The sequence below is a fragment of the Streptomyces sp. NPDC107522 genome, from assembly GCF_055657525.1.
Window position 1 is genome coordinate 198,671 of record NZ_JBVKAU010000003.1, and the last position, 20,199, is coordinate 218,869.

The 20,199-nt window shown below is 69.1% G+C and carries 18 protein-coding genes; 10 read left to right on the forward strand and 8 right to left on the reverse strand.

What is annotated here, in order from left to right:
• Positions 1–11 precede the first annotated feature (11 nt).
• Positions 12–1,142, forward strand: coding sequence for an RNA polymerase sigma factor SigF (locus ACZ7L6_RS10945; protein ID WP_471922188.1), 1,131 nt, complete (start codon positions 12–14; stop codon positions 1,140–1,142).
• A gap of 21 nt (positions 1,143–1,163) precedes the next feature.
• Here the strand turns inward: ACZ7L6_RS10945 and ACZ7L6_RS10950 are convergent, their stop codons facing one another.
• Positions 1,164–1,610: a hypothetical protein gene (locus tag ACZ7L6_RS10950; RefSeq protein ID WP_471922190.1), complete on the reverse strand. Its 447-nt coding sequence runs from the start codon at positions 1,608–1,610 to the stop codon at positions 1,164–1,166.
• A gap of 730 nt (positions 1,611–2,340) precedes the next feature.
• On the opposite strand from ACZ7L6_RS10950, the gene ACZ7L6_RS10955 reads away from it, so the two are divergent.
• Both ACZ7L6_RS10955 and ACZ7L6_RS10960 read left to right on the forward strand, forming a co-directional pair.
• Positions 2,341–3,309: a diacylglycerol/lipid kinase family protein gene (locus tag ACZ7L6_RS10955; RefSeq protein ID WP_471922192.1), complete on the forward strand. Its 969-nt coding sequence runs from the start codon at positions 2,341–2,343 to the stop codon at positions 3,307–3,309.
• Positions 3,310–3,628: 319 nt separating this feature from the next.
• The gene (locus ACZ7L6_RS10960; RefSeq protein WP_003992873.1) at positions 3,629–3,886 is read left to right on the forward strand and encodes a WhiB family transcriptional regulator; all 258 of its coding nucleotides are present in this window, start codon (positions 3,629–3,631) and stop codon (positions 3,884–3,886) included.
• 294 nt (positions 3,887–4,180) lie between these two features.
• Here ACZ7L6_RS10960 and ACZ7L6_RS10965 read toward each other — a convergent pair whose 3' ends face one another.
• Positions 4,181–5,647: a sensor histidine kinase gene (locus ACZ7L6_RS10965; protein ID WP_471923361.1), complete on the reverse strand. Its 1,467-nt coding sequence runs from the start codon at positions 5,645–5,647 to the stop codon at positions 4,181–4,183.
• Between the two features lie 445 nt (positions 5,648–6,092).
• On the reverse strand, positions 6,093–6,797 hold the full coding sequence (locus tag ACZ7L6_RS10970) for a TetR/AcrR family transcriptional regulator (protein WP_471922194.1): 705 nt from the start codon (positions 6,795–6,797) through the stop codon (positions 6,093–6,095).
• A gap of 97 nt (positions 6,798–6,894) precedes the next feature.
• Here ACZ7L6_RS10970 and ACZ7L6_RS10975 point away from each other — a divergent pair, with 97 nt between their 5' ends.
• Entirely contained in the window at positions 6,895–7,647 is a 753-nt protein-coding gene (locus tag ACZ7L6_RS10975; RefSeq protein ID WP_471922196.1) for an SDR family oxidoreductase, read from the forward strand.
• 75 nt (positions 7,648–7,722) lie between these two features.
• On the opposite strand, the gene ACZ7L6_RS10980 is transcribed toward ACZ7L6_RS10975, so the two are convergent.
• The gene (locus tag ACZ7L6_RS10980) at positions 7,723–8,811 is read right to left on the reverse strand and encodes an SIS domain-containing protein (protein WP_471922198.1); all 1,089 of its coding nucleotides are present in this window, start codon (positions 8,809–8,811) and stop codon (positions 7,723–7,725) included.
• Between the two features lie 221 nt (positions 8,812–9,032).
• On the opposite strand from ACZ7L6_RS10980, the gene nagB reads away from it, so the two are divergent.
• Entirely contained in the window at positions 9,033–9,818 is a 786-nt protein-coding gene (nagB, locus tag ACZ7L6_RS10985; protein ID WP_471922200.1) for a glucosamine-6-phosphate deaminase, read from the forward strand.
• Between the two features lie 140 nt (positions 9,819–9,958).
• Here the strand turns inward: nagB and ACZ7L6_RS10990 are convergent, their stop codons facing one another.
• The 4 genes from ACZ7L6_RS10990 to ACZ7L6_RS11005 form a co-directional block, all read right to left on the reverse strand.
• Positions 9,959–11,443 (reverse strand): glycoside hydrolase family 3 protein, encoded by a 1,485-nt coding sequence (locus tag ACZ7L6_RS10990; RefSeq protein WP_471922202.1) that lies wholly within the window; start codon positions 11,441–11,443, stop codon positions 9,959–9,961.
• A 9-nt stretch (positions 11,444–11,452) separates the two neighbouring features.
• Complete coding sequence (locus ACZ7L6_RS10995; protein WP_471922203.1) at positions 11,453–12,283, reverse strand: carbohydrate ABC transporter permease; 831 nt, start codon at positions 12,281–12,283, stop codon at positions 11,453–11,455.
• Positions 12,280–13,272: a carbohydrate ABC transporter permease gene (locus tag ACZ7L6_RS11000; protein ID WP_471922205.1), complete on the reverse strand. Its 993-nt coding sequence runs from the start codon at positions 13,270–13,272 to the stop codon at positions 12,280–12,282. Before ACZ7L6_RS11000 ends, ACZ7L6_RS10995 begins: the two co-directional genes overlap by 4 nt.
• Positions 13,273–13,387: 115 nt before the next feature.
• A complete protein-coding gene (locus ACZ7L6_RS11005) occupies positions 13,388–14,665 on the reverse strand; it encodes an extracellular solute-binding protein (RefSeq protein ID WP_471922207.1) in 1,278 nt (425 codons plus the stop codon).
• Positions 14,666–15,023: 358 nt separating this feature from the next.
• Between ACZ7L6_RS11005 and ACZ7L6_RS11010 the strand changes: the two genes are divergently transcribed.
• The 5 genes from ACZ7L6_RS11010 (at position 15,024) to mctP (ending at position 20,193) form a co-directional block, all read left to right on the forward strand.
• The gene (locus ACZ7L6_RS11010; RefSeq protein WP_031479454.1) at positions 15,024–15,788 is read left to right on the forward strand and encodes a GntR family transcriptional regulator; all 765 of its coding nucleotides are present in this window, start codon (positions 15,024–15,026) and stop codon (positions 15,786–15,788) included.
• A gap of 88 nt (positions 15,789–15,876) precedes the next feature.
• A complete protein-coding gene (locus ACZ7L6_RS11015; protein WP_471922210.1) occupies positions 15,877–18,012 on the forward strand; it encodes a carbon starvation CstA family protein in 2,136 nt (711 codons plus the stop codon).
• The gene (locus ACZ7L6_RS11020; RefSeq protein ID WP_398814924.1) at positions 17,987–18,184 is read left to right on the forward strand and encodes a YbdD/YjiX family protein; all 198 of its coding nucleotides are present in this window, start codon (positions 17,987–17,989) and stop codon (positions 18,182–18,184) included. Before ACZ7L6_RS11015 ends, ACZ7L6_RS11020 begins: the two co-directional genes overlap by 26 nt.
• A gap of 138 nt (positions 18,185–18,322) precedes the next feature.
• Entirely contained in the window at positions 18,323–18,586 is a 264-nt protein-coding gene (locus ACZ7L6_RS11025; RefSeq protein ID WP_471922212.1) for a DUF3311 domain-containing protein, read from the forward strand.
• The gene (gene mctP / locus ACZ7L6_RS11030; protein ID WP_471922214.1) at positions 18,583–20,193 is read left to right on the forward strand and encodes a monocarboxylate uptake permease MctP; all 1,611 of its coding nucleotides are present in this window, start codon (positions 18,583–18,585) and stop codon (positions 20,191–20,193) included. The genes ACZ7L6_RS11025 and mctP overlap by 4 nt, the downstream gene beginning before the upstream one ends.
• Positions 20,194–20,199 lie beyond the last annotated feature (6 nt).

Here is a 20,199-nt window from a genome sequence, read left to right on the forward strand (position 1 = left end):
GGGACGGGCCGGTGCGGGACGAAGAGCGCGGCACACGGGAGCTGCCGGAGAGCACTCCCCCCTGCTCGGGCGGAGCCGAGAGCCTGGGGGCGGGCCCGAGCGGTCCGAGCGGATCCCGACGCATGGCAGACGGCATCGACGGCATTCCCGAGCAGGCCCGGCCGCACCCGGAGGACGCCTCGACGGAGGCCGGCTTCCTGGGCGAGGGCCGGGAGGACGAAGGTGCCGTGCAGGGCGCGCTTCCGGGTGGGCGGATCGGGGTCTCCCCTGTCCGCGTGGGGGCGAGGGCTCGGGAGAGGGCGACGGGCGGGACGATGAGCGAGCACGAGCGAAACGCCGAGGACGAGGCGACGGGCGCGCACAGCGCGCAGGCCACGCAGCACGAACCTCAGGACCGCAGCGGGGCGCGCGCCATGTTCGTCGAGCTGCGCACGCTGAAGGAGGGCAGCGCCGAGTACGCGGAGCTGCGCAACAAGCTGGTCCGCATGCACCTGCCGCTCGTCGAACACCTCGCGCGCCGCTTCCGCAACCGCGGCGAGCCGCTCGACGACCTCACCCAGGTCGCCACCATCGGCCTGATCAAGTCGGTCGACCGCTTCGACCCGGACCGCGGCGTCGAGTTCTCGACGTACGCGACCCCGACGGTCGTCGGCGAGATCAAGCGGCACTTCCGCGACAAGGGCTGGGCGGTCCGCGTCCCGCGCAGGCTCCAGGAGCTGCGCCTGGCTCTGACGACGGCCACGGCCGAGCTGTCCCAGCAGCACGGCCGCTCCCCCACGGTCCACGAGCTCGCCGAGAAGCTGGCCATCTCCGAGGAGGAGGTCCTGGAGGGCCTGGAGTCCGCCAACGCATACTCCACGCTGTCCCTGGACGTCCCCGACACGGACGACGAGTCCCCGGCGGTCGCGGACACCCTCGGCGCGGAGGACGAGGCGCTGGAGGGCGTCGAGTACCGGGAATCGCTCAAGCCGCTGCTGGAAGACCTCCCGCCGCGCGAGAAGCGGATCCTGCTGCTGCGGTTCTTCGGCAACATGACCCAGTCGCAGATCGCGCAGGAGGTCGGCATCTCCCAGATGCACGTCTCCCGACTGCTGGCGCGCACGCTGGCGCAGTTGCGGGAGAAGCTGCTGGTCGAGGAGTGACGGCGGCTCGAGAGCCGGCGACTACTTCTGGTCCTGCGCGCTGCCGGGCCCCCGGATCCCGAGGGCCTGGGTCGTCTCCGGGTTGATCAGAAGCACGAGCGTGGCGATCGCGACCACGGCGATCGCGATCCCCGCCGGAATAGCCATGCTGTCGGCCTGCAACAGGCTGTAGGCCACCGGCAGCGCCATGATCTGCGTGATGACGGACGGCCCCCGGCTCCAGCTGCGCAGAGCGAACAGCCCCCGCGCGGCGAGCAAGGGCAGCAGGGCGAGGGCGACCAGCGTCACGCCGAGCGTGACGGCCTGCTGCCGGTCGTCCGGCTCCCCGGCAAGCCCCAGCACAAGCACCCAGAGCCCCCCGACAGCGAGCGCCACCCCTTCCAACGCGGTGAGCGCCGCCGCATACGTCAGCCGCCGGGGGCGCGGACCGGCGATTTCGGGGGTGGTGGGGGTCTGCTCCTTGGTCACCCCTGAAGGGTAGCCCTCCACGACACCGACCCCCTCAGCCGAGGCTGCCCGGCGGCACCTTGCGCGTTGGGGGGTGCGGCTGCGTGGCTGGGTGGCAGGGCGGGCGGGTGCGACGGTGGCGGGGAGCGGGGCGTGCGGCTGGGGCGCCGGGGCCGAGGGTCGCGAATGCGCGTTGCCGGCAGACGGGCGGGCGAGACGGCGGCGGGGTGCAGTGCATGGCGCTGGGCCGCCGGGGCCGAGGGTCGCGAATGCGCGTTGCCGGCAGACGGGCGGGCGAGACGGCGGCGGGGTGCAGTGCATGGCGCTGGGCCGCGGGGTGCGGTGGTGGCGAATGCGATGCATGGCGCCGGCGGGGGTGCGCGCCACTCGCGGAGCCGGTGACGGAGGCGCGCCATTGGTAGGTGTGAGTGCCAGGGGACGCCTCATCGGACTCACCAGACCCAGCAGGCCCAGCAGACCAGCCGCAACGGGTCTCGCCTCCCGGCGCCGCCCGGCAATATCCAGCCCGTCCGGCGTTTGAGGACGAGGCCCCTTCAGGGCCGAAGCGGGGGTCTGGGGGCGGCAGCCCCCAGCAGAGCCCGCGGCAATGCCAGGTCACCTCGCGGCGGACGGCATTCATAAGCGCGGCCCAACCGACGGAGTCACCCCGTGTCGAGACTCACGCCCGATCTCTTACCGGATCCCCACCTCGACCTGTGCCCGGTACCCCCCAGTAGGTACGCTGCCAGTCATGCGTGCACTTCTCGTGGTCAATCCGGCAGCAACCACCACAAGCGCACGTACGCGCGATGTCCTGATCCATGCGCTCGCCAGCGAGATGAAACTCGAGGCGGTCACCACCGAGTACCGCGGCCACGCACGCGACCTGGGCCGGCAGGCGGCGGACAGCGACGACGTCGACCTGGTGGTCGCCCTCGGCGGCGACGGCACGGTCAACGAGGTCGTCAACGGACTGTTGCACAACGGCCCCGACCCGGAGCACCTCCCCGGCCTCGCCGTGGTCCCCGGCGGCTCCACCAACGTCTTCGCCCGCGCCCTCGGCCTGCCGAACGACGCCGTGGAGGCGACCGGCGCCCTGCTGGACGCCCTGCGCGAGGGCAGCGAACGTACCGTCGGCCTCGGCCTGACCTCCGGCACGCCCGGCACGGAGGACGAGGCGGTCCCCGCACGCTGGTTCACCTTCAACGCGGGCCTCGGCTTCGACGCCGGCGTGGTCGGCAGGGTCGAGCAGCAGCGCGAGCGCGGCAGAAGGTCGACGCACGCCCTCTATGTGCGCCAGGCGCTGCGCCAGTTCTTCGGCGAGGCACACCGGCGCCACGGGACGATCACGCTGGAGCGTCCGGACGCGGAGCCGGTGACCGATCTGGTGCTGTCCATAGTCTCGAACACCTCTCCGTGGACCTTCCTGGGCAATCACCCGATGTACGCGTCACCTAAGGCCTCGTTCGATAAAGGCCTCGACGTACTCGGTCTCAGCCGTATGACGACGGCCGCGGTTGCCCGGTATGGCACCCAGTTGCTCACTTCGTCCCCCGAGCGGGGACCGCATGGCAAGCACGCCACCTCACTGCACGACCTGGACCAGTTCACCTTGCATTCGAAGGTCCCCCTCCCCCTTCAGATGGACGGCGACCACCTCGGGCTGCGTACCAGCGTGACGTTCACAGGCGTACGCCGTGCACTGCGTGTGATTGTGTGAGCGGAAAGGGCTAAAGTCCTTTCACTCGAACGTTTAGGCCAGGATCCACCCCATGGAAGTACGGCTGTGACCTAGTCGACACCGAGGAATCAAAAAAAACTTTCCGGAAGGGGTTGTATCCGCCGCTGAGGTTTGCGAGTCTCTACGTGGCGATCGGGACGGCCCGCAACACCGGCCTCCACTGATCACCGGAACCCCTCTTCAACTCACAGGACCCACGCCAGGGAACCTGGCGGTAGGCCCTTCACTTGTTGAGGGATTCGTGAAAGCGTTCACATTCACAAGCAACCCAGCAGTAATACAAGGAGAGGTAGCAGCCATGGACTGGCGTCACAACGCCGTTTGCCGCGAGGAAGACCCCGAGCTCTTCTTCCCCATCGGCAACACCGGTCCTGCGCTGCTGCAGATCGAGGAAGCCAAGGCCGTCTGCCGTCGCTGCCCGGTTATCGAGCAGTGCCTGCAGTGGGCGCTCGAGTCCGGTCAGGACTCCGGCGTCTGGGGTGGTCTCAGCGAGGACGAGCGCCGCGCCATGAAGCGCCGCGCCGCCCGCAACCGGGCCCGTCAGGCCTCCGCCTGACAACACCCGCCCCGCAAACAGCCTGAGCTTGGCGGCGCGTACAGCGAGTACGCATCTCCCGCCCCCGAGCCGCAGCGCGCAGTACCCCCGATGCGCAGCAAATGCTGGCAACGAGCATGTTGAGCCCCAGCCCCCTGAACGGGCTGGGGCTCTTTGCTGTTGAGGTTCTTTGCTGTTGAGGTTCTTTGCCGTTGGGGCTCTTCACTGCTGAGGGAACAGCGACCAGCCGGACGCGGGGCCTGTGCAGTGCAGCACCCTGCCGCCGTGGCACACCGCACACAGCCGTCCGCGTGCTTACTTGTGTGCCCGCACCGGGATGTCGAGGATCACCCGGGTTCCCCGCTCCGGCGCCGGCACCATGTCGAACGTGCCGCCCAACTCCCCCTCCACCAGGGTCCGTACGATCTGCAGGCCGAGGTTGCCCGCCGTGTGCGGGTCGAAGCCTTCGGGAAGGCCCACGCCGTCGTCCTGGACCGTGACCAGGAGGCGGGCCTGCTTCGTCGTACCGCCGCGGACCGCCGAGACCTCGACCGTGCCGGTGTCGCCCTCGCGGAAGCCGTGCTCCAAGGCGTTCTGGAGAACCTCGGTCAGGACCATCGACAGTGGCGTGGCGACCTCGGCGTCGAGGATGCCGAAGCGGCCGGTGCGCCGGCCGGTGACCTTGCCGGGCGAGATCTCGGCGACCATCGCCACCACCCGGTCGGCGATCTCGTCGAACTCCACCCGCTCGTCGAGGTTCTGGGAGAGCGTCTCGTGCACGATCGCGATCGAACCGACCCGGCGGACCGCCTCCTCCAGGGCTTCGCGGCCGCGGTCGGACTCGATGCGCCGGGCCTGGAGGCGGAGCAGAGCGGCCACCGTCTGGAGGTTGTTCTTCACCCGGTGATGGATCTCCCGGATGGTCGCGTCCTTGGTGATCAACTCGCGCTCGCGGCGGCGCAGTTCGGTGACGTCCCGAAGCAGGACGAGCGAACCGATGCGGGTGCCCTTGGGCTTGAGCGGGATCGCCCGGAACTGGATGACTCCGTCGCTGGACTCGATCTCGAACTCACGGGGTGCCCAGCCGCTGGCGACCTTGGCGAGCGCCTCGTCCACCGGCCCGTGGGTCGGCGCGAGTTCGGCGGTGGTCTTGCCGAGGTGGTGGCCGACGAGGTCTGCGGCGAGGCCGAGGCGGTGGTAGGCCGACAGCGCGTTCGGGGAGGCGTACTGGACGATGCCGTCGGCGTCCAGGCGGATCAGGCCGTCGCCGACGCGCGGCGAGGCGTCCATGTCGACCTGCTGGTTGGCGAACGGGAACGCGCCGGCCGCAATCATCTGCGCGAGGTCCGAGGCACTTTGGAGGTACGTCAGCTCCAGACGGCTCGGAGTGCGGACGGTCAGCAGGTTGGTGTTGCGCGCGATGACACCCAGGACGCGCCCCTCCCGTCGTACGGGAATCGACTCGACGCGGACCGGCACCTCCTCGCGCCACTCGGGGTCGCCCTCCCGCACGATCCGGCCCTCGTCGAGCGCGGCGTCCAGCATCGGACGGCGGCCGCGTGGGACGAGGTGGCCGACCATGTCGTCCTGGTAGGAGGTGGGCCCGGTGTTGGGCCGCATCTGCGCCACCGACACATACCGGGTGCCGTCGCTGGTGGGGACCCACAGGACGAGGTCGGCGAAGGAGAGGTCGGAGAGCAGCTGCCACTCCGAGACCAGCAGGTGGAGCCACTCGAGGTCGGAGTCGTCGAGGGCCGTGTGCTGGCGTACGAGTTCGTTCATGGAGGGCACGTGGCCGAGCGTACCTGGCGGTACGGACATCATTCGAAATCAGCCACTGGGGAGGGGATACGGCCCTCTTGGAACGGCCCTGAGAACACCCGCGGGCCGCGGCGCCTGAGAGGGACCCTCAACCCTCCCGGCACCGCAGCCCGGAGCAATATCGGCCGTGGGGTGTGCGGTCCCGGTCGGCCGAGGATGAGGAGCCGGGGCAGTCAGGGCAGAGAGCTCCGGTTCCTCGGTCCGCCTTCCTGTGCGGGGAAGACGGAAGTCGGTGCGTTCTTGTCCTACGCACTCCTTCGCATTGTGGACTAGACCACTCAGGTGTGTCCATGCGTTGGAGCCTGTTTGCTGTTGACGCTTCTTCGCGGGTTCCGACCAGTCGACGGACTGTCGGAGGACTAGTGGGACGCCCTGGTATCCACCACGCAGCCTAACCCGTGTGGGTTCATGTGCGGGGCCAGATGGCCATGGCAATTTCCGCGAGCGCCTCCAGTTCCTCCCGGCTCGCCCCGTCGCGTGCCTGTTGTGACATGCCCTGGATCATCGCGCCGGTGTGACGGGCGAGCGCGCCGGCGTCGACGTCGGCGGGGAGGGCGCCCATGGCGGCGTCCGCTTCGATACGGCTTCGGATGGCGGCGATGTTGGCGTTGCGCCGCCCACGCAGCGACGCCTCGACCTCCGGCGTCGAGCAGTTGGTCGCCGCGTGGACGACGAGACAGCCGTGCGGATGGGCCGGATCCGTGTACTCCGCGGCCGCCTCGCGCAGCATCCGCGCCACGGCGGCGCGGGCGGTGGGCTCCTCGGCGAGGGCACGATCGGCGAACGAGCCGTACCGCACGCCGTACTCGCGGACGACCTCCTCGAACAGCGACTGCTTGTCGCCGAAGGCGGCGTACAGGCTCGGCGCGCCGATGTCCATGACACGCGTGAGATCGGAGACGGAGGTCGCCTCGTAGCCGTGCTCCCAGAAGGCGAGGATCGCCTTCTCCAGGGCGGTCTCGCGGTCGAAGGAGCGGGGGCGCCCGCGGGGCTTGGCCGGCGGACGACCCTTCGCCCCGGCCTGCCCGCCCTCCTTCTTCTCCCCGCTCTCCTTCTTCTCCCCGCTCACCCTGCTCTCCTTGCTCGCCTTGCTCTCCTGGCTGCTCACCATGGAGTGCATTTTATAGCGGGCGCTAGACAAATGTCGGCGGCGTGATCTACGGTCATTTTTGTAGCGACCGCTAGGGAAATGCGAAGGGGGCGCCGGCATGGGCGTGCTTGCGGGCAGGACGGCTCTGGTCACGGGGGCGAGCAGGGGTATCGGGCGGGGGATCGCCGAGCGGCTGGGGCGCGACGGCGCACGGGTCGGCGTGCACTACGGCCGGAACGAGGCGGCGGCGAAGGAGACGGTCGCCGCGATCGAGGCGGCGGGCGGTTCGGCGTTCACGATCGGCGTGGAGCTGGGGCTCCCGGGCGATGCCGAGGCGCTGTGGGAGGAGTTCGACCGGCATGCGGACGGGCTCGACATCCTGGTCAACAACGCCGGTATCGGCTCCTCGCGACCGATCGAGGAGCTCGGTGAGCAGGAGTACGACGCCGTCTTCGCGGTGAACGTGAAGGCGCCGTTCTTCGTCGTCAAACACGGCACGGCACGGCTGCGTGACGGCGGCCGGGTCATCAACATCTCGTCGGGGCTCGCCCGGACCGCGGCGATGCCGAACAACATGGCGTACGCGATGACGAAGGGGGCGTTGGACGTCTTCTCCCGGGACCTGTCGAAGGTGCTGGGCCCCCGGGGGATCACGGTGAACTCGGTGGCACCCGGGATCATCGACACGGACAACACGGCCGAGTTGCTGCACGGGACCGAGGGCGGGTGGGCGCAGGCCGCCGCGATATCGGCGCTCGGCCGGGTGGGCGAGACGGCCGACGTCGCCGACGTGGTGGCGTTCCTGGCCTCCGACGGAGGCCGGTGGGTGACAGGGAGCTGGGTGGACGCGACGGGAGGCTCGCTGACGTAGTACCCGCGCGTGGGGCACCCAGGGGGTCAGCGGGTCTCCGTCACCTTTGCCAACGCGCGTGGGGCACCCAGGGGGTCAGCGTGTCTCCGTCACCTTTGCCAACGCGCGCGGGGCGTCCGGGTCCTGGCCTCGGGCGATGGTGACCTCGTAGGCCAGGAGCTGGAGGGGGAGGATCTCCAGGATCGGCTGGACTTCCTCGGCCACGCCCTCGGTGGGCAGGACGAAGCCGGCCGATGCCTGTTCCACCTGGTGGCGGGGGCCGATGACGACCAGGTCGGCGCCACGGCCGCGGAGTCGGTCGAGGACGGGCTGGAGGGCCTCGCCGCCCTTGCCGTCGGTGACGACCGCGATCACCGGGGAGACGTTGTCGACCATGGCGAGCGGGCCGTGCAGGAGGTCGGCGCCGGAGTAGGCGAGCGCCGGGATGTAGCTGGTCTCCATCAGCTTCAGGGCGGCTTCCTTGGCCGTGGGATAGCCGTAGCCCCGGGAGGTGATCACCATGCGCTCGGCGAAGCGGTAGCGGGCGGCGAGGGCGCGGACCTCGTCCTGCCGGGCGAGCAGGTGCGCGGCGAGGTCCGGGAGCACCTTGGCGGGGGTGCCGTCGCCGCCGCGCAGACCTTCGACGAAGAGGTAGAGGGCGAGAAGGGAGGCCGTATAGGTCTTGGTCGCGGGGAGGGCCCGTTCCGGTCCGGCCATGATGTCGAGGTGGTACTGGGAGACGCCGGCCAGCGGTGAGTCGGGGTTGTTGGTCACCGCGAGCGTGATCGCCCCGGCCTCGCGGGCGGCGCGGGTCGAGGCGACCAGGTCCGGGGAGCCGCCGGACTGGCTGACGGTGATGACGAGGACGTCGGTGAGGTCGGGGCGGGCGCCGTAGGCGGTGGTGGTCGACATCGAGGTCAGGCCGCAGGGCAGGCCGAGGCGGATCTCCAGGAGGTACTTGGCGTAGAGGGCGGCGTTGTCGGAGGTGCCGCGGGCGGTGAGCAGGACGAAGCGGGGGCCGCGGGCGGCGATCTCCTGGGCGACCCCGCGGATGGCGGGGGTGGCCTCGGACAGGATCCGGCGCAGCACGGCCGGCTGCTCGGCCATCTCGCGGGCCATGATGCGGCCGGGGAGGTCGTTGTGAGGGGCGTGCGGGTCAGGAGGGTACGGAGTCGTGGTGGTCATGGGGCCCTTCCTGCTCTCGCGCTCGTCGTGCCGGGACAGTCTCCATTCCACTTCCCCACGGGGAATGACGCCCGTCCGACGGTCTGCCGACATGTCCGCGGGGCTTGCGTTACATGGGTCCCGGAGCCCTGCTCTCCGCGCGTGCGAGGTGCTAGATTGGTCTAAACCACATGCCCCTTCAGGGTGCCCTTCGAGTCCCTCTTCAGATCGGCAGGCCCAGCGTGGAAGTTGTCATCGTTCCGGACGCCAAGGCGGGTGGCGAGCTGATAGCCGAGGCCATGGCCCAGCTGCTCAGGCGCAAGCCCGACGCCCTGCTCGGCGTGGCCACCGGGTCGACGCCGCTGCCCATCTACGCGGCGCTCGCGGCGAAGGTGCGTTCCGGTGCCGTGGACGCCTCGCGTGCGCGGATCGCGCAGCTCGACGAGTACGTGGGGCTGCCGGCCGAGCATCCGGAGTCGTACCGGTCGGTGCTGCGCCGCGAGGTACTGGAGCCGCTCGGGATCGGGATGGACGCGTTCATGGGGCCCGACGGGACGGCCGAGGACGTGCAGGGGGCGTGCGAGGCGTATGACGCGGCGCTGGCGGAGGCCGGGGGCGTCGATCTGCAGTTGCTCGGGATCGGGACGGACGGGCACATCGGGTTCAATGAGCCGTGTTCGTCGCTGGCCTCGCGGACGCGGATCAAGACGCTGACGGAGCAGACGCGGGTCGACAACGCGCGGTTCTTCGACGGGGACATCGAGCAGGTGCCGCATCACGTGATCACGCAGGGGATCGGCACGATTCTTGAGGCGCGGCATCTGGTGTTGCTGGCCACGGGTGAGGGCAAGGCGGATGCGGTTGCGGCGACTGTGGAGGGGCCGGTGGCTGCGGTGTGTCCGGCCTCGGCGTTGCAGTTGCATCCGCATGCGACGGTTGTGGTGGACGAGGGGGCGGCGTCCAAGTTGAAGTTGGCCGACTACTTCCGGCATACGTATGCCAACAAGCCGGACTGGCAGGGGATTTGAGGATCGGGATTCGTCTGCCGGGTTCGGTTTTCTGCGGGCTGCGGGCAGTTGGTGGTTGATCGCGCAGTTCCCCGCGCCCCTAAGGGCGCTGAAGGCGCCGGTCCTCTGAAAGGGGACCGGCGCCTTTCTCGTCGTATCGGCTACTCCCCCGTGATGACCTCCGCCGCCGCCCGGCCGCACACGCGGGCCGCGCCGTGGGTGGCGATGTGCAGGGTGCCGCGGGGTGGGGCCTGGGGGACGCCCATTTCGACCACGATCGTGTCGGGGCGGGTCTTCAGCAGGGTGTCGAGGGCCGTTGCCATCCAGGGATGCCGGTGTTCGTCGCGGAGCACCGCCACGATCCGCCGGTCCCCCGCCGCGTCCAGTGCTTCCCGGCCCGCCTCCCGACCCGTGAAGCCGGCCGTCTCGGTGCCCGGGAGCAGTCGGGACAGTTCCGCCGCCACACCCCACGGGGTCTCGTCGCCGACCGCGATGTTCGCGACCGGGGTGAAGGCGGCGACGTAGGGCGCCTCGGTGAGCGGGGTGAAGTCCGCGGCGCCGGTCACCTTCAGGGCGCGGCGGGCGGCGATCAGGCCCACGTCCGTGCGCACCGCGCCCTCGGTCGCCGGTGTCGCGGTCGCCGTCCAGCGGGCCAGTTCGCGGACGCGTTCCGCGGCTTCCGCCAGGCGTTCCTCGGGGAGTTCGCCGGAGCGGACCGCCGCGATGAGGGCGTCCCGCAGGCGGCGTACCGTCTCGTCGTCCGCCAGGCCGCCGCCGACGCAGATCGCGTCCGCGCCGGCCGCGATGGCGAGGACGCTGCCGCGTTCGATGCCGTAGGTGGCCGCGATGGCCTGCATCTCCATGCCGTCGGTGACGATCAGGCCGGTGTAGCCGAGGTCGCCGCGCAGGAGGTCCGTCAGGATCGGGCGGGAGAGGGTCGCCGGGTGGTCGGGGTCCAGGGCGGGGATGAGGATGTGCGCGCTCATCACTGCCCGTGTCCCGGCGGCGATCGCCGCGCGGAACGGGGACAGTTCGCGGTCGGACAGCACTTCCGCGGCCGCGTCGATGCGTGGGAGGGCGTGGTGGGAGTCGACCGCCGTGTCGCCGTGGCCCGGGAAGTGCTTCGTGCAGGCCGCCACGCCCGCCGACTGCAGGCCGGTCACGTAGGCCGCGGTGTGGCGGGCGACCAGGGCGGTGTCGGCGCCGAAGGAGCGTACGCCGATCACCGGGTTGGAAGGGTTGGAGTTCACGTCCGCCGACGGGGCCCAGTTGAGGTTCACCCCGCAGGCGGCCAGACGGCGACCCAGTTCGTGAGCCACCTCCCGCGTCAGCTCCACGTCGTCGACCGCGCCCAGGGCGTGGTTGCCGGGGAAGCTGGAGCCGGTCCGCACCTCCAGCCGCGTCACATCACCCCCCTCCTCGTCGATGGCGACCAGCACGTCGTCCCGCTCGGCCCGCAACTGGGCCGTCAGCGCGGCCAGTTGTTCCGGTGAGGCGATGTTGCGACCGAACAGGCCGACGGAGGCGAGGCCCTCGCCGAGGCGGCGCAGCAGCCAGTCGGGGGCAGTGGTGCCGGTGAAGCCGGGCTGCAGGACGGTCAGGGCATCGCGCGTCAGAGTGTCGGTGCCGCTGGCGATTGTCGTCATCGGGTGGCGTTATCCCTTCACGGCGCCGGCCGTCAGGCCGTTGACAGCCCTGCGCTGCAGGAAGACGAAGAGGATCAGGATCGGGACGGCGAAGAGGGAGGACGCCGCCATCGTCGCGCCCCAGTCGTTGCCGAAGGCGGTCTGGAAGCTGGACAGCCACAGTGGCAGTGTCTGCGCCTCGGTCTCCTTGTTCAGCACCAGGACCAGGGGGAATTCATTCCATGCGGTGATGAAGCCGAAGAGCGAGGTGGACATCAGGCCCGGTGCCAGCAGCGGCAGGATGACCTTGCGGAAGGCCTGGGCGCGGGTGCAGCCGTCGACCATCGCCGCCTCCTCCAGCTCCCTCGGCACCGCGGCGACGAAGCCGCGCAGGGTCAGGATGGTGAACGGCAGGATCATCATCATGTAGAAGACCGTCAGCGGGACGAGGCTGTTCAGCATCGACGCGTCCCGCACGATCATGTACATCGCGATGATCATCACCTCCCAGGGTGCCATCTGGGCCAGCATGAAGCCGATGACGAAGCCGCGCCGCCCCCTGAACCGCATCCGGGCCAGGGCGAAGGAACCCGCGAGCGCGACGACCAGGGCCAGAGCGACCGCGCAGAGCGTGACGATCAGCGAGTTGGTGACGTACGTCCAGAAGTGGTCGACGCCGGTCGCCCTCTTGAAGTGCTCGAAGGTGACGTCGGTCGGGAACCAGACCGGGTCCTCCGAGATGATGTCGCCGGTCGGTTTGAAGGCTGTGGCGAACATCCAGTACACGGGGAAGACGAAGCCGATGAACAGGACGACGGCCGTGACGTTGGGCCACAGGCGGCCGAAGAGCGAGCGCTTCACAGCCCGGCCTCCTCTTCCTCTCGCTTGAGCACGATCCTGAGGTAGTAGGCGGTCAGGCCGAGCAGGATCAGGATGGTCAGGACGGCGATCGCGGCGCCCATGCCGTAGTGCTGGTTGCCGACGCCCTCGATGTAGGCGTAGACGGGCAGGATCTCGGTGAGCCGGTCGGGGCCGCCGCCGTTGATGGTGAAGACCTGCACGAACGCCTTGAAGACCCAGATGATCTCCAGGAAGGTCGTGGCGTACAGGAACGGGCGCAGGAAGGGGAGCGTGACCGTGGTGAAGCTCGTCCACGCGCCCGCGCCGTCCAGCGCCGCGGCCTCGTACAGCTCGTCGGGGATCGTGGTCGTCGCCGCGTAGAGGTTGATCGCGACGAACGGGATCGACTGCCAGACGATCAGAACAGTGACCACGAAGAACGTCGACATCTGGCTGCTGGTCCAGCTGTAGTCGGCCATCGAGTGCCAACCCAGCTTGTCGAGCACCCAGTTGACGACGCCGAAGCGCTGTGCGAACAGCCACTGGTAGACGGTGGTCGCGGCGACCACGGGCATCGCCCAGGCCAGCACCAGCCCGATCATCAGCGTGACCCGCATCCGCTTGCCGAGGTGGGCGAGCAGCAGGCCGACCAGGGCGCCGAGGACCATGATCAGGGCGACGTTGACCGCCGTGAACAGGATCGAGCGCAGGGTGACGCGCCAGAAGTCCTCGCCGGTGAGGACCTCCTTGTAGTTGTCGATGCCGTTCCACTCGGTGACGTGCTGGATCAGCTGCGCCATGTTGAGGTTCTGGAACGACAGCAGGACGTCCTTCAGCAGCGGCCAGCCGAGCAGCAGCACGGTGGCCGCGCAGGCCGGCAGCAGCAACAGGTACGGGGTGAGCGCGCCGAGGCGCGACGCGGCCCGGGGTCCCTGCCCGGCGGACCCGCTCTCGTCCCTTTTGACTACGTCCACCGGGCCGGAGGGCGGCCGTTCGGTCTGCACGGTCATGCTCGCGATCTCTCTTCTCGACCTACGTACGTCGACCCGCGCGCGGTCGCCGGGGCGGGGGGCGTCACACGCAACCCCCGCCCCGGCGCGAACACCGGCGCCTTACTGCTGCTGCCTACTGCTGCTGCGCCAGGCGCTTGTTGAACTCGCCCTCGACCTGCTTGGCGGCCTCGGCCGGGGACTTACCGTTCAGCACGGCGGTCATGTACGTCTTGATCGGGTTGGGCGCGTTCTCCACGGCCGCCCACTCCGGGATCAGCGGCGTGGTGCCACCGCCCGCGGCGGCCGGCGCGGCGGCCTCGGCGACGGCGTTGCCCTTGAGGTTGGTCTGCAGCGACTCCTTGTTCGGGATGACGCCGTTGAGCTTGGCGAGCTCGCCCTCGTACTTGTCGGACAGGGCGATCTTCAGGAACTCCTTGGCCAGCGCCTGCTTCTTGCTGCCCGCGGCGACCGCGAGGTTGGAGCCGCCGAGGAAGACACCCTCGGGCTTGTCGGCCGTGGCACCGGGGATGGTGAAGTAGCCGATCTCCTTCTCGATCTTCGGGTTGGCCTTGATGGCGATGCCGGCCTCCCAGCCCATGCCGATGAAGGCACCGACGTTGCCCTTGCCGAAGACCTCGCCCTGCTGCGGGGTGGCCTCGTCCTTGTCCTTGGGCGCCTTGGACAGGGCCTGGAACTTCTTGTACGTCTCCATGGCGGCGGCGACCTTCGGGTCGTCGAGGTTGGAAACGTACTTGCCGTTCTGTTGCTTCACCAGCTGGACGCCCTCACCGATGGTGAGGCCCACGAAGTGGTACCAGTTCTGGCCCGGCAGGTAGATGGGCTCGGCGTCGGTCTTCTCACCGATCTGCTTGAGGTCGGCGTAGAACTCGTCGCGGGTCTTGGGGGTGTCCTTGATGCCAGCCTCGGCCCAGATCTTCTTGTTGTAGAGGACGACGCGGTTGGCGAAGTACCACGGCGCCGCGTACTGCTTGCCCTCGAAGATCGAGGACTCGTTGAGGGACGCGGTCCACTCGCCGCCGATCTCGTTCTTGAGCTCGCCCAGGTCGGCGAGGCCGCCGGTCTTGGCGTAGGCCGGGGTCTGGGTGTTGCCGATCTCGAAGACGTCCGGCGGGTTCTCCTCCGACAGGGCGGTGGTCAGCTTCTGCTGGATGCCGTTCCACTGCTGGATCTCGAACTTGACCTTGGCCTTGGTCTGCTTCTCGAAGGCCGCGGCGACGTCCTTCTGCCACTGGTCGGGCGACGAGCCGTCCATCACCCACACCGTGAGCGTCTGGCCCGCGTAGCCGTCCGCCCCGGCCTTGTCCCCGCCGTCGCCGTTGTCTCCCCCGCACGCCGCCAGGGAGATCATCATGCCCGCGACACCGATCGCGGATATCAGCTTGCGCTTCACGCCACCCTCCTCAGGGATGCCACAAACCCCCCTGCCTCCCCGCACGAGCGTTGGGCCGGGACCTGGACCAATGGTGTAGACCAGTACGGGGAGCTTGGACCAGACCAGAAAGCGTGTCAAGGGTGCTCGAATAGCCTCCGACCAGCCGTTATGCGACCTACATATGCAGGAACCTTTAAGTAAGAAACCCTCGAAAACCTGACCCGGGGAAGGCACACTCCCGGTAGACCACTTGACCTTGTGGACTAGACCAAACGAGACGGCGACGGTATACAGAAGAGATCACGGAGCGTGCGCGGACAGGCCGTACGCTGCCGTGCCACGATGTGAACCGCAGCCGGAGCCGGGAAGGCGGAGCATGAGCACCGACGTCAGCAGTGCGGAGAACGAGAACGGGGCCACCGTCCGTACCGCCCGCGTGCCCAAGTACTACCGCCTGAAGAAGCACCTCCTCGACATGACGGAGACCCAGGCCCCCGGCACCCCGGTCCCGCCCGAGCGCACCCTGGCCGCCGAGTTCGACACCTCCCGCACGACGGTGCGCCAGGCGCTGCAGGAACTGGTCGTCGAGGGGCGCCTGGAGCGCATCCAGGGCAAGGGCACGTTCGTCGCCAAGCCGAAGGTCTCGCAGGCACTGCAACTCACCTCGTACACCGAGGACATGCGCGCCCAGGGCCTGGAGCCGACCTCCCAGCTGCTGGACATCGGCTACATCACCGCCGACGACCGCCTCGCCGACCTGCTCGACATCACGGCCGGCGGCCGGGTGCTGCGCATCGAGCGGCTGCGCATGGCGAACGGCGAGCCGATGGCCATCGAGACGACCCATCTGAGCGCGAAGCGCTTCCCGGCGCTCAGGCGCAGCCTCGTGAAGTACACCTCCCTCTACACCGCGCTCGCCGAGGTCTACGACGTCCATCTCGCCGAGGCCGAGGAGACCATCGAGACCTCCCTGGCCACGCCGCGCGAGGCGGGCCTGCTCGGCACCGACGTGGGCCTGCCGATGCTGATGCTGTCCCGGCACTCGCTGGACCGGGAGGGGCAGCCGGTGGAGTGGGTGCGGTCCGTGTACCGCGGGGACCGCTACAAGTTCGTGGCGCGGCTGAAGCGGCCGCAGGACTAGCCGAGTTGCACTGATGCACGCGGTGTAGCGCATCCCCCTTTCCTGTTCTACGTTCCTCCCGTCGCCGCATGGACGGGAGGACCACCCGGTGCGTACCGCGAACCCCCGAACCGTCGTCATCTGGAGCCTTGTCGCGCTGGTCGGCGCCGCGGGGTGGACCGTACTCGCGCTGTCCCGGGGCGAGGAGGTCTCCGCCGCCTGGATGGTCGCGGCCGCCCTCGGCTCGTACGCGATCGCCTACCGCTTCTACGCCAAGTTCATCGCGTACAAGGTCCTCAAAGTCGACAAGACCAGGGCCACCCCGGCCGAACGCCTCAACAACGGCATCGACTTCCACCCCACCGACCGCCGCGTCCTGCTCGGCCACCACTTCGCGGCGATCGCCGGCGCCGGACCGCTCGTCGGCCCGGTGCTGGCCGCGCAGATGGGCTACCTCCCCGGCACGATCTGGATCATCGCGGGCGTCATCTTCGCGGGCGCGGTCCAGGACATGGTGGTGCTGTTCTTCTCCACCCGCCGGGACGGACGGTCGCTCGGGCAGATGGCTCGTGAGGAGATCGGCCCGTTCGGCGGCGCGGCGGCGCTGATTGCCACCTTCGCCATCATGATCATCCTGCTCGGCGTGCTGGCGCTGGTGATCGTCAACGCCCTCGCGCAGTCACCGTGGGGCACCTTCTCCATCGCGATGACGATCCCGATCGCCCTGCTGATGGGCTTCTACCTGCGGGTGCTGCGCCCCGGCCGGGTCAGCGAGGTCTCCGTCATCGGCGTCGCGCTGCTGCTGTTCGCCCTGGTCGCGGGCCGCTGGGTCGCCGAGTCGTCGTGGGCCGACACCTTCACGCTCGCGCCCTCGACGCTGGTCGTCTGGCTGGTGGCGTACGGCTTCATCGCCTCGATCCTGCCGGTGTGGATGCTGCTGGCGCCGCGCGACTACCTGTCGACCTTCATGAAGATCGGCACGATCGTGCTGCTCGCCCTCGGTGTCGTCATCGCCCTGCCGACGCTGAAGATGGACGCGGTGACGGACTTCGCCGCACGCGGCGACGGCCCGGTCTTCGCGGGCTCGCTCTTCCCCTTCGTCTTCATCACCATCGCCTGCGGCGCCCTGTCCGGCTTCCACTCGCTGATCTCGTCCGGTACGACGCCGAAGATGATCCAGAAGGAGACGCAGGTCCGGATGATCGGCTACGGCTCCATGCTGATGGAGTCGTCGGTCGCCGTGATGGCGCTGGTCGCGGCGAGCATCATCGACCCGGGCCTGTACTTCGCGATGAACGCGCCCGCCGGGGTCATCGGGGACACCGTGCAGAACGCCTCGCAGGTCGTCGGGAGTTGGGGCTACCAGATCTCCCCCGAGGCCCTCGCCCGGGCGGCGGAGAACGTCGAGGAAGCGTCCCTGCTCTCCCGTACCGGCGGCGCACCCACCCTCGCCATCGGGGTCTCGGAGATCTTCTCCCAGGTCACCGGGGGCGGCCTGCGCGCCTTCTGGTACCACTTCGCGATCATGTTCGAGGCGCTGTTCATCCTGACCGCGCTGGACGCCGGCACGCGCGTGGGGCGGTTCATGCTCCAGGACATGCTGGGCAACGTCCACCGGCCGTTCAAGAACGTCAGCTGGAAGCCCGGCCTGGTCATCACCAGCGCGGTGGTGTGCGCCCTGTGGGGGTACTTCCTGTGGGTCGGCGTCCACGAGCCCCTCGGCGGCATCAACCAGCTGTTCCCGATCTTCGGCATCTCCAACCAGTTGCTGGCCGCGGTCGCCCTCGCCGTCTGCACGACCCTGCTGGTGAAGTCCGGACGCCTCAAGTGGGCCTGGATCACCGGGATTCCGCTCGCCTGGGACGCCACGGTGACACTCACCGCCAGCTGGCAGAAGGTGTTCTCCAGCGACCCGAAGGTCGGCTTCTTCAAGCAGCGTCAGGTGTTCCAGGACGCCATCGACCGCGGCGAGGTCCTGCCGCCCGCCAAGACCATGGACGACATGCACACCGTGGTCACCAACTCCACGGTGGACGGCGTCCTCTCGGCGGTCCTCGCCCTGCTGATCGTCGTCGTGATCGTCGACGCGGCCCGCGTCTGCGTCCGCCACGTCCGCCGCCCGGCGCTGTCCACGCTCAGCGAGGCGCCGTACGTCGAGTCCAGGATCACCGCTCCGGCCGGGCTGTTCCCGACGAAGGAGGAGAAGGAGGAGGAGCGCAGTGCGGTCGCTTCGACGGGTGCTTAGCGGAGTGCGCTGGTATGTGCGGGAGCTGACAGACGAGTCGGCGTACGACCGCTATGTCGCGCATGTGCGGCGCGAGCACCCGGACGCGAGGGTGCCCTCCCGGCGCGACTTCGAGCGGATGCGGACCGACCGCCAGGAGGCGGACCCGCGCCAGGGGTTCCGCTGCTGCTGAGCGGCCCGCTGTCCCTGCTGTCGTACACACCAACCCTCCACATCCGATATGCGGACGGGGTCTTCCGCTGTCGTTGCACCGTCACCTACATTGCCTGCGCGTTTCTACAGGTGATCAGTGAGGGGACGGAGCCGTCAGATGTCAGATGCCCCAGAGGTGAACAGAGGGGTGGTGACACCCGTCCGGGTCGTCATCGCGCTCTGCCTCGTCGCGCCCTTCGTGGCGATGCTGTGGGTCGGTTCGTACGCCAAGACGGATCCGGAGTTCGCCGGCATCCCGTTCTTCTACTGGTACCAGATGCTGTGGGTCCTGCTCTCCACGCTGCTGACGATGGTCGCGTACAAGCTGTGGCAGCGTGACCAGCGCGCCCGTGCCTCTCAGAAGGGCGGTGCGTCGGAGTGAAGGACGGCGTGAACGGCGTGGCACTCGCCGTCTTCATCTTCTTCTTCCTGGCCGTCACGGTCATGGGCTTCCTGGCCGCGCGCTGGCGCAAGGCCGAGAACGAGCACAGCCTCGACGAATGGGGCCTGGGCGGCCGGTCGTTCGGCACCTGGATCACCTGGTTCCTGCTCGGCGGCGACCTGTACACGGCGTACACCTTCGTGGCGGTCCCGGCGGCGATCTACGCGGCGGGCGCGGCGGGCTTCTTCGCGGTGCCGTACACGATCCTCGTGTACCCGCTGATCTTCACCTTCCTGCCCCGCCTGTGGTCGGTCTCCCACAAGCACGGCTATGTGACGACCTCGGACTTCGTGCGCGGCCGCTTCGGCTCGAAGGGCCTGTCGCTGGCCGTGGCCGTCACCGGACTCCTGGCGACCATGCCGTACATCGCGCTCCAGCTGGTCGGTATCCAGGCGGTGCTGGACGTGATGGGCGTGGGCGGCGGCGAGAACACCAACTGGTTCATCAAGGACCTCCCGCTCCTCATCGCCTTCGGTGTGCTGGCGGCGTACACCTACTCCTCGGGTCTGCGGGCTCCCGCGCTGATCGCGTTCGTCAAGGACACGCTGATCTACGTGGTCATCGCGGTGGCGATCATCTACATCCCGATCAAGCTGGGCGGGTTCGACGAGATCTTCACCGCGGCGAGCGAGAAGTACACGAAGGCCGGTGCGGGCGGCCTGGTCCCGCCGGAGGCGGGCCAGTGGACGTACGCCACCCTGGCGTTGGGCTCCGCGCTCGCGCTGTTCATGTACCCGCACTCGATCACCGCGACGCTCTCCTCCAGGAGCCGTGAGGTGATCCGCCGCAACACCACGATCCTGCCGCTGTACTCCCTCATGCTCGGCCTGCTGGCCCTGCTGGGCTTCATGGCGATCGCGGCCGGAGTCACCGTCACCAACCCGCAGTTGGCGATCCCGCAGCTCTTCGAGGACATGTTCCCGAGCTGGTTCGCGGGCGTGGCCTTCGCGGCGATCGGCATCGGAGCGCTCGTCCCGGCGGCGATCATGTCCATCGCGGCGGCGAACCTCTTCACCCGCAACATCTACAAGGACTTCATCAAGCCGGACGCGACGCCCGCGCAGGAGACCAAGGTCTCCAAGCTGGTCTCGCTGCTGGTGAAGGTCGGCGCCCTGATCTTCGTCCTCACCATGGACAAGACGGTCGCCATCAACTTCCAGCTTCTCGGCGGCATCTGGATCCTGCAGACCTTCCCGGCCCTGGTCGGCGGCCTGTTCACCCGCTGGTTCCACCGCTGGGCGCTGCTCGCGGGCTGGGCGGTCGGCATGGTCTACGGCACCGTCGCCGCGTACGGTGTCGCCTCCCCGACGCAGAAGCACTTCGGCGGCTCGGCGAAGGAGATCCCCGGCATCGGGGAGATCGGCTACATCGGTCTCACCGCGTTCGTGCTGAACGTGGCGGTGACCGTGGTCCTGACCTTCGTCCTGAAGGCGGCGAAGGCTCCGGAGGGCGTCGACGAGACGCGGCCGGAGGACTACACGGCGGACGCGGGAGACCCCGGCGTCCAGGTGGAACTGCCGCCGGCGACTGCGGGCTCGTCCCACTGAGTGCCT

Excerpts from the sequence above, each read along its gene's own strand:
- ACZ7L6_RS10955 (WP_471922192.1), top strand. The coding sequence starts at position 2,341 with ATGCGTGCACTTCTCGTGGTCAATCCGGCAGCAACCACCACAAGCGCA.
- ACZ7L6_RS10960 (WP_003992873.1), top strand. The coding sequence starts at position 3,629 with ATGGACTGGCGTCACAACGCCGTTTGCCGCGAGGAAGACCCCGAGCTC.
- ACZ7L6_RS10965 (WP_471923361.1), bottom strand. The coding sequence starts at position 5,647 with ATGAACGAACTCGTACGCCAGCACACGGCCCTCGACGACTCCGACCTC.
- ACZ7L6_RS10970 (WP_471922194.1), bottom strand. The coding sequence starts at position 6,797 with ATGGTGAGCAGCCAGGAGAGCAAGGCGAGCAAGGAGAGCAGGGTGAGC.
- ACZ7L6_RS10975 (WP_471922196.1), top strand. The coding sequence starts at position 6,895 with ATGGGCGTGCTTGCGGGCAGGACGGCTCTGGTCACGGGGGCGAGCAGG.
- ACZ7L6_RS10980 (WP_471922198.1), bottom strand. The coding sequence starts at position 8,811 with ATGACCACCACGACTCCGTACCCTCCTGACCCGCACGCCCCTCACAAC.
- ACZ7L6_RS10990 (WP_471922202.1), bottom strand. The coding sequence starts at position 11,443 with ATGACGACAATCGCCAGCGGCACCGACACTCTGACGCGCGATGCCCTG.
- ACZ7L6_RS11000 (WP_471922205.1), bottom strand. The coding sequence starts at position 13,272 with ATGACCGTGCAGACCGAACGGCCGCCCTCCGGCCCGGTGGACGTAGTC.
- ACZ7L6_RS11010 (WP_031479454.1), top strand. The coding sequence starts at position 15,024 with ATGAGCACCGACGTCAGCAGTGCGGAGAACGAGAACGGGGCCACCGTC.
- ACZ7L6_RS11025 (WP_471922212.1), top strand. The coding sequence starts at position 18,323 with ATGTCAGATGCCCCAGAGGTGAACAGAGGGGTGGTGACACCCGTCCGG.